Source organism: Streptomyces sp. NPDC107517, from assembly GCF_055582645.1.
On sequence record NZ_JBVJPM010000031.1, the window covers coordinates 53,469 to 60,933 of the forward strand.

Annotated in this window: 9 protein-coding genes; 7 read left to right on the plus strand and 2 right to left on the minus strand. The window is 69.4% G+C overall.

Annotated elements, in window-relative coordinates; translation table 11 throughout:
• The first annotated feature begins 78 nt into the window (after window positions 1-78).
• The 5 genes from ACZ67T_RS39510 (at window position 79) to ACZ67T_RS39530 (ending at window position 4,749) form a co-directional block, all read left to right on the plus strand.
• Entirely contained in the window at window positions 79-1,497 is a 1,419-nt protein-coding gene (locus tag ACZ67T_RS39510; protein WP_469990969.1) for a DUF6421 family protein, read from the plus strand.
• Window positions 1,498-1,523: 26 nt separating this feature from the next.
• Window positions 1,524-2,282: an SDR family NAD(P)-dependent oxidoreductase gene (locus tag ACZ67T_RS39515; RefSeq protein WP_469990989.1), complete on the plus strand. Its 759-nt coding sequence runs from the start codon at window positions 1,524-1,526 to the stop codon at window positions 2,280-2,282.
• A complete protein-coding gene (locus ACZ67T_RS39520) occupies window positions 2,279-3,349 on the plus strand; it encodes a threonine aldolase family protein (RefSeq protein WP_469990971.1) in 1,071 nt (356 codons plus the stop codon). Before ACZ67T_RS39515 ends, ACZ67T_RS39520 begins: the two co-directional genes overlap by 4 nt.
• 85 nt (window positions 3,350-3,434) lie before the next feature.
• Window positions 3,435-4,028, plus strand: a complete 594-nt coding sequence (locus tag ACZ67T_RS39525; protein WP_469990973.1) for a transglutaminase-like domain-containing protein — start codon at window positions 3,435-3,437, stop codon at window positions 4,026-4,028.
• A gap of 34 nt (window positions 4,029-4,062) precedes the next feature.
• Window positions 4,063-4,749, plus strand: a complete 687-nt coding sequence (locus ACZ67T_RS39530) for a B3/B4 domain-containing protein (RefSeq protein WP_469990975.1) — start codon at window positions 4,063-4,065, stop codon at window positions 4,747-4,749.
• A 40-nt stretch (window positions 4,750-4,789) separates the two neighbouring features.
• On the opposite strand, the gene ACZ67T_RS39535 is transcribed toward ACZ67T_RS39530, so the two are convergent.
• Complete coding sequence (locus ACZ67T_RS39535; RefSeq protein WP_469990977.1) at window positions 4,790-5,518, minus strand: lysophospholipid acyltransferase family protein; 729 nt, start codon at window positions 5,516-5,518, stop codon at window positions 4,790-4,792.
• Window positions 5,519-5,693: 175 nt separating this feature from the next.
• On the minus strand, window positions 5,694-6,110 hold the full coding sequence (locus ACZ67T_RS39540; protein WP_469990979.1) for a DUF4395 domain-containing protein: 417 nt from the start codon (window positions 6,108-6,110) through the stop codon (window positions 5,694-5,696).
• Between the two features lie 76 nt (window positions 6,111-6,186).
• Between ACZ67T_RS39540 and ACZ67T_RS39545 the strand changes: the two genes are divergently transcribed.
• Together ACZ67T_RS39545 and ACZ67T_RS39550 are read left to right on the plus strand one after the other, a co-directional pair.
• Window positions 6,187-6,594 (plus strand): TlpA family protein disulfide reductase, encoded by a 408-nt coding sequence (locus tag ACZ67T_RS39545; RefSeq protein WP_469990980.1) that lies wholly within the window; start codon window positions 6,187-6,189, stop codon window positions 6,592-6,594.
• Between the two features lie 210 nt (window positions 6,595-6,804).
• Window positions 6,805-7,311 carry a flavin reductase family protein gene (locus ACZ67T_RS39550; RefSeq protein ID WP_469990982.1) on the plus strand — a complete coding sequence of 169 codons (507 nt, stop codon included), beginning with the start codon at window positions 6,805-6,807 and terminating at the stop codon, window positions 7,309-7,311.
• The last annotated feature ends 154 nt before the right edge of the window (window positions 7,312-7,465 follow it).

Here is a 7,465-nt window from a genome sequence, read left to right on the forward strand (position 1 = left end):
CTCCCGACTCCCCTTGTGGTGGAGAACCTCGCCCGCTTACGGTGTCTGTACGCGAGGTTCTCCCGTGGAGGATGGGTAATGACGGAAATTCTTGTGCAGTCGGGCGTGGAGGGGAAGGTTCCTCCGGAGAAGGTCGGGGGAAGCCCCGAAAGCAGGGTGGTCGAACACCCGGCGTGGCCCGTGCTCAAGGCCGCCGTGGAGGAGATCCGTCCCTGGCAGCAGAAGGACGGCTCCATCGACTTCGCCGCCGACGGCGCCCCGTCCAAGGCGATGGCGGAGCTGACGCTCGACCGCGCGATATCCGCCGTCGAGCAGCTCTCCCCGCTGCTCCCGCACGACGCCGCGTACCACTCGGCGCTCGCCGCCGACCTGCGGCGCTGGGCGGAAGACGGCTTCCAGGTCCCCGACTTCCTCGACTCGCTGCTGGCCTTCCACCCCGCCGCGCACCGCGAGGACGGACTGCAGCACCTGGTCGTCTTCCCGATGTACACGCAGAACGGCAACCCGGACCGCAATCTGGAGGCCGTCGTCCTGCGCATGGTGTGGCCCGAGTGGCTCGCCGAGCTGGAGGCGACGCGCTACGACAACCCGCTGTTCTGCGGGATCACGTTCGAGGACTTCACCGCCGGCTACGACACCAACTCGGCCGTGCTCTTCCCGGAGACCATCGCCGTACGCGAGGCTCCCGAGCGCTTCTCCTGGGGTGGCATCTTCTGCGACCGCGAGGCGGCCCGCTTCCGTGCCGTCACCGAGGCGTCCGTCGGCATCCTCGGGCTCGAACTGCCCGAAGACATCCGCGAGATGATCTCGGACCAGGACCGTTGCCAGCAGGCGTTCGTCCTGTGGGACATGGTGCACGACCGCACCCACAGCCACGGCGACCTGCCCTTCGACCCGTTCATGATCAAGCAGCGCCAGCCGTTCTGGATGTACGGCCTCGAAGAGCTCCGCTGCGACCTCACCGCCTTCAAGGAGGCCGTGAAGCTGGAGGCCGACGGCTTCCCGCAGGGCCGCGACGTGCAGTACGCCGTTCTCTTCGACCGCATGTTCCGCTTCCCGGTCACCGGCGAGCGCGTGCGCAACTACGACGGACTCGGCGGCCAGCTCCTCTTCGCGTACCTGCACAAGCACGACGTACTGCGCTGGACCGACAACAAGCTCCAGATCGACTGGGAGCGCGCCCCGCAGGTCACCAACCAGCTCTGCGCCGAGATCGAGAAGCTGTACCGCGACGGCATCGACCGCCCGAAGCTGGTGCACTGGTTCGCCGCGTACGACCTGGTGTCCCAGTACCTCGCCCCGCACCCCGGTTCGCGCTGGGCCAAGGGCCCCGACGCCCTCGACCTGAGCCTGCCGCCGCGCAAGCTCGTCGACGACGTGCTTCCGGACGAGTTTCCGCTCAGCATGTTCTATGAGGCACTGTCCAAGAAGCTGAAGGACGTGATCGCCTCCACCAAGGGGATCACCGCTGCGGGCGCCGAGCAGGCAGCCGCGTGAGCGCTCGCGACGAGGAGGCGACGGCCATGGCCGAAGGCAACGGAAACGGCACACTGGACGGAGCGGTCGTCGCGGTCGCGGGAGCGGCGGGGCCCGCTGGCCGCGCCACCCTGCTGCGCCTCGCCGAGGCGGGCGCCACGGTCGTCGGAGCGGACGCGGACGCCACCCGCCTGGCGGAGGCCGTGGACGCGGCGCGCTACGCGCACGGGGGCGCCACCGTCATCGGCGACACCGTCGACCTGCTCGACCTGGACGCGACCCGGGACTGGGCGAACCACATCGAGAAGGACTTCGGCCGGATCGACGGCCTGGTCCACCTCGTCGGTGGCTGGCGCGGCAGCGCCACCTTCGCCGAGACCGACCTCGCCGACTGGGACCTCCTCGAAAAGCTCCTGATCCGTACGGTCCAGCACACCTCCCTCGCGTTCCAGGAAGCCCTCCAGCGCAGCGACCGCGGACGCTTCCTGCTGATCAGCGCCGCGGGCGCCAGCAAGCCGACCGCGGGCAACGCGGCGTACGCGGCCTCCAAGGCCGCCGCCGAGGCCTGGACGCTGGCTCTCGGCGACGCCTTCCGCAAGGCGGGGGGTGACGCGGGCCCGCAGCAGGCGGCTGCGATCCTGGTGGTGAAGGCGCTGGTGCACGACGCGATGCGCGCCGAGCGACCCAACGCGAAGTTCGCGGGTTTCACGGACGTCACGGAGCTGGCCGATGCCATCGCCGGCGTCTGGGACCGGCCCGCCCATGAGTTGAACGGGACCCGTCTGTGGCTGACCGAGAAGCCGTGAATCCTCCGAAGACCGACGCCCGCAGGCATCACGACCCGGACGTCCGCGGCTTCGCGAGCGACAACTACGCGGGCGCGCACCCGGAGATCCTCGCGGCCCTCGCCCTCGCCAACGGCGGTCACCAGATCGCGTACGGCGAGGACGACTACACGGCGAACCTCCAGCAGATCATCCGCGCCCACTTCGGCCCCACGGCCGAGGCGTTCCCGGTCTTCAACGGCACCGGTGCCAACGTCGTCGCGCTCCAGGCGGTCACCGACCGATGGGGCGCGGTGATCTGCGCCGAGTCCGCGCACATCAACGTGGACGAGGGCGGGGCCCCGGAGCGCATGGGCGGCCTCAAGCTGCTCACCGTGCCGACCCCGGACGGCAAGCTCACGCCCGAGCTCATCGACCGGCAGGCCTTCGGCTGGGACGACGAGCACCGCGCGATGCCGCAGGTCGTCTCGATCACGCAGAGCACGGAGCTGGGCACGCTCTACACGCCCGACGAGATCCGCGCGATCTGCGACCACGCGCACGAGCGCGGCATGAAGGTGCACCTCGACGGCTCCCGGATAGCCAACGCGGCCGCGTCGCTGGACGTGCCGATGCGCACGTTCACGAACGCGGTCGGCGTCGACATTCTGTCGCTCGGCGGCACGAAGAACGGCGCTCTGTTCGGCGAGGCGGTCGTCGTCCTCAATCAGGACGCCGTCAGCCACATGAAGCATCTGCGCAAGCTCTCGATGCAGCTCGCCTCCAAGATGCGTTTCGTGTCGGTGCAGCTGGAGGCCCTGCTCGCCAAGGACCTGTGGCTGCGCAACGCGCGGCACGCCAACGAGATGGCCCAGCGCCTCGCCGAGGGCGTCCGCGCCGTGCACGGCGTCGAGATCCTCTACCCGGTGCAGGCCAACGCGGTCTTCGCGCGGCTGCCGCACGACGTCAGCGAGCGCCTCCAGAAGCGCTTCCGGTTCTACTTCTGGGACGAGGCGGCCGGCGACGTCCGCTGGATGTGCGCGTTCGACACCCGTGAGGAGGACGTCGACGGCTTCGTCGCCGCCCTCAAGGAGGAAATGGCCCGCTAGCGTTTCACCCAGCTGGCTGTATAGATATGCGATCGACCGTAAAGCTATTGACGCGCGGTCGGTCGCATTTCTATGCTCCCGGTCCATGCGGCTCATCCAGAAGAACTCAGATCTGTCTGCCTACTTGGCGGCCGACGAGGTCATCGACCATCACCACCCGCTCGTACGGAAGACGGCCGAACGCCTAGCCGCGCAGGCCACCGATTCATATTCATACGCTCGGATCGCCTATGAGTTCGTGCGGGACACCGTCCCGCACTCCGCTGACAGCGGAGACCTCCGCGTCACCTGGCGCGCCTCGGACGTCCTGGAGCAGGGCACGGGCATCTGTCACGCCAAGTCCCACGCGCTCGCCGCGCTCCTGCGTGCCGAGGACATCCCCGCCGCGCTCTGCTATCAGCGGCTCACGCATGACGCCGGGACCGGGTATGTGCTGCACGGCATGGTCGCCGTGCGCTTCCACGGGGCCTGGCACCGGCAGGACTGCCGCGGGAACAAGCCCGGGGTCGACGCCCAGTTCTCCCTCGACGGTGAGCGGCTGGCCTTCATTGCGGATACGGAGTCCAATGAGGTGGACTATCCGGTACTCTATGATGTACCGGCGCCGGCCGTTCTGCGCGCCCTGCGCGACGCCCCCGACCGGCCCTACTTGTGGGAACACCTCCCCGACGCACTCTGAAACAGCAAGCGCACCCCGAAGAGCAAGGCGGACGATGACCCTCCACCTCACCGTGTCCGACGCGGTACGGACCCTCGCGCCCGAGTTCCGGCATGTCGCCATCGAGGCGTACGGGCTGGTCAACAGCCCCAGCAGTGAAGGGACTTCGGCCCTTCTCGACGATGCCGCACGCCGCCTCGCCGCGCGTCTCGAAGGGCGCGCCCCGCACGAGGACCCGCACATGGCGGCCTGGCGCGCCGCCTACACGGCCTTCGGCTCCAAGCCCTCCCGCACCCGCAACTCGGCCGAAGCGCTGGCCAAGAGGGCCCTCGCGGACGGCGGCCTGCCGCGGATCAACACCCTGGTCGACGTCTACAACGCGATCAGCGTGGCCCATCTGATCCCGGTCGGCGGCGAGGACCTGGACCACATCAAGGGCGGCATGCGCCTCGTCAGGGCCACCGGCGAAGAGGGCTTCGCCACCGTGGCCGGGGGAGCGGACGTCGTGGAACACCCCGACGCGGGCGAGGTCGTCTGGTGTGACGACGAAGGCGTGACCTGCCGCCGCTGGAACTGGCGCCAGGGAACCCGTACACGCCTGACCGAGGGGTCGGCGAACGCGCTCTTCCTGCTGGAGGCGATGGGGCCGCACTGCGACGTGGTGGCGGCCGGCACCGAACTCGCCGAACTCCTGGAGAAGTTCAGCCCCGGCGCGCGGGTCACCGTCCACGCGCCGGAGTAGACGCACCGCGGTGGGCCCGCGGCACATCTGCAGTACCGATTCAGCTCGCCTCGGCGGCCTTCACCTCTGCCGCGGTGGGCGCGGTGCCGCCGAGGTGCGCGGGCATCCACCAGGTGTCGTCCGGACCCTTCGGGCGTACGGGGTACGCGCGCTGCGCCGCTTCGAGGAGCTCCTGCACGCGCTCGCGCAGCCGCCGCGTGATGGCGCCGGCGTACTGGTCGCGCGGGGCCTCCATCGGCTCGCCCACCCGGATCGTGATCGGGATGTGCTGGCGCCTGAAGTTCTTCGGGTGGCCCTTCGTCCACAGGCGCTGGGTGCCCCACAGCGCCATCGGGATGATCGGCACACCGGCCTCCTGGGCCAGGCGCGCGGCGCCCGACTTGAAGCTCTTCAGCGTGAACGACTGCGAGATCGTCGCCTCGGGGAACACGCCGATGACCTCACCGGAGCGCAGCGAGTCGAGGGCGTGCGCATACGCGTCCTCGCCCTGCTTCCGGTCCACGGGGATGTGCTTCATGCTGCGCATCAGCGGACCGGAGATCTTGTGCCGGAACACCGACTCCTTCGCCATGAAGCGCACCAGGCGCTTCTGCGGCAGCGCTGCGAGACCGTCGAAAATGAAGTCCAGGTAGCTGATGTGATTGCTGACCAGGACCGCGCCGCCGGAGCGCGGAATGTTCTCCGCGCCCTTGACGTCGATCTTCAGATCGAGCGCCTTGAACATCGTGCGGGCCGCGCCGATGACCGGACGGTAGACGAGCTCTGCCATGGAGGGGGAGGACCCTTCATCTCTGCCTGGGGAGGGGGCTCCCAGCGGGAAGTTACGCAGCCGTAGGTTTTGTGGCTTGCGCAGATCGTGCCCCATCAACGGCTGAGTAGCCAGTCCTGGTTCCGGCCGGGCGCGAGATCCTCGTCACTCCCAGGCGGTCGGCGCAACCCGTTGATCAGCCAAATCGTGCCGCGCCACGCCGCAGGAGCAGGTACATCTCGCACCCCAGGCAGTAGCCGAACACCGAGTTGAGGAAGGCCGCCGCCAGCGCGCAGGCCGTCGCCCCGAGCCCGAGCCAGCCCGGCCCCCACACCAGACCCACCAGACCCGCCGCCGCGAAGACGAGCCCGACAAACTGCGCGAATCGCGGCGGCTGCGGAGCCTCGAACTCCGTGGGGGGACCGAGCCGCGGCCGCACCGCCGTACGGAACAGCCACGCATAGGGAGAGCGCCCCACCCCGCCCGCCGCGCCGAGCGCGAAACACAGCGTCTGCCACGCCAGGAGCCAGGCGCTGCCCGTGACGAGCGCCAGAGCCAGTACGACCGTCGTGACCGCGGCGCCGAACCGCGGCCCTCTCACATCGATGTCCATGAACCCAGCATTCCGCAACGGTGTGCTGTGTGGACCCGGGGAATCTTTGCGGTCTTGTGAATGCTGCACTGGAACGATGACCGGACTTGTGGTGTGTGTGGCCGTGCTCGCCGTGGCGAGCGCCTTCGGGCTGGTGCAACGGAAGCGGAGCGGGAGGATGAAGGTGCGGCAGGGCGAAGTGGCGCTCGGAGCGGCGCAGTTGGGGGAGGGGCTCGGGGAGCGGGCCACGCTCGTGCAGTTCTCCAGCGCGTTCTGCGCCCCGTGCCGGGCCACCCGGCGCGTGCTCGGCGAAGTGGCCGAAATGGTTCCCGGCGTGACCCATGTGGAGATCGACGCCGAGGAGCGGCTCGACCTCGTACGGGAACTCGGCGTCCTCAAGACGCCCACCGTACTGGTCCTCGACGCGGCGGGACACATCGTGCGCCGCGCCTCGGGTCAGCCGCGCAAGGCCGACGTCATCGCCGCGCTCGGGGAGGCGGTCTGACGGGTGGTGACCTCGTCGTGACGCTTCTCCCAGATGGCGGGACGCACTTGACTGCACGCACCACCTATCGTCAGCCTGACTGTATGCCCACGGAACTCCTTCTCTTCGAGCGTGCCCATGTGGACCTCGCCCGCTGCGCGAGTGCGCGCTGTCCCGGCTCCTGAGCAGCCACGGACCCCGCTCGCACCCCTCCGGCAGAAGGACAACTCCATGACGGCCACGCCCGATCTCCGCACCGCCACGACCGCATCGCCCGACCTGCTGCGCTCGGTCTTCCGCCGGCACGCGGCCGGAGTCGCCGTGATCACCGCCCGGGGCACCGCTCCCGTCGGCTTCACCGCCACCTCCCTGACGTCCGTGTCGGCCGAACCCCCCGTCATCTCGTTCGGCATCGGCCTGGGCGCCTCCAGTTGGCCCGTCGTCTCCGAGGCCGAACACATCGGCGTGCACATACTCGGCGAGCACCAGCAGGATCTGGCCGCCACGTTCGCGAAGAGCGGCGCCGACCGCTTCGGGGAGCCCACGCGCTGGCACGAGGGCCCGGAGGGCGTGCCCGTACTCGACGGTGTCCTGGCCTGGTTGGTGTGCCGGGTGATCGCGCGTGTTCCCGCCGGAGACCACCGCATCGTGCTCGCCGAGGCCGTCGTCGGAGACCCCGCCGGGACCGGCCGGCCGCTCGTCTACCACCAGGGCCGCTTCAACGGTCTGCGCGACTAGGATCACAGTTCAAAGCGCTTGCTTAGCGGGCAAATCCTGGATGTACTGACGAGTAATATTTCGTTCGGGGCGCGGGCCGCCCCGACCGGGAGAGTCCGCTTCGGACGCCTATGCTGCCTGCAGGGAGCAAGGCCGCCCAGTAAAGACGATTGCA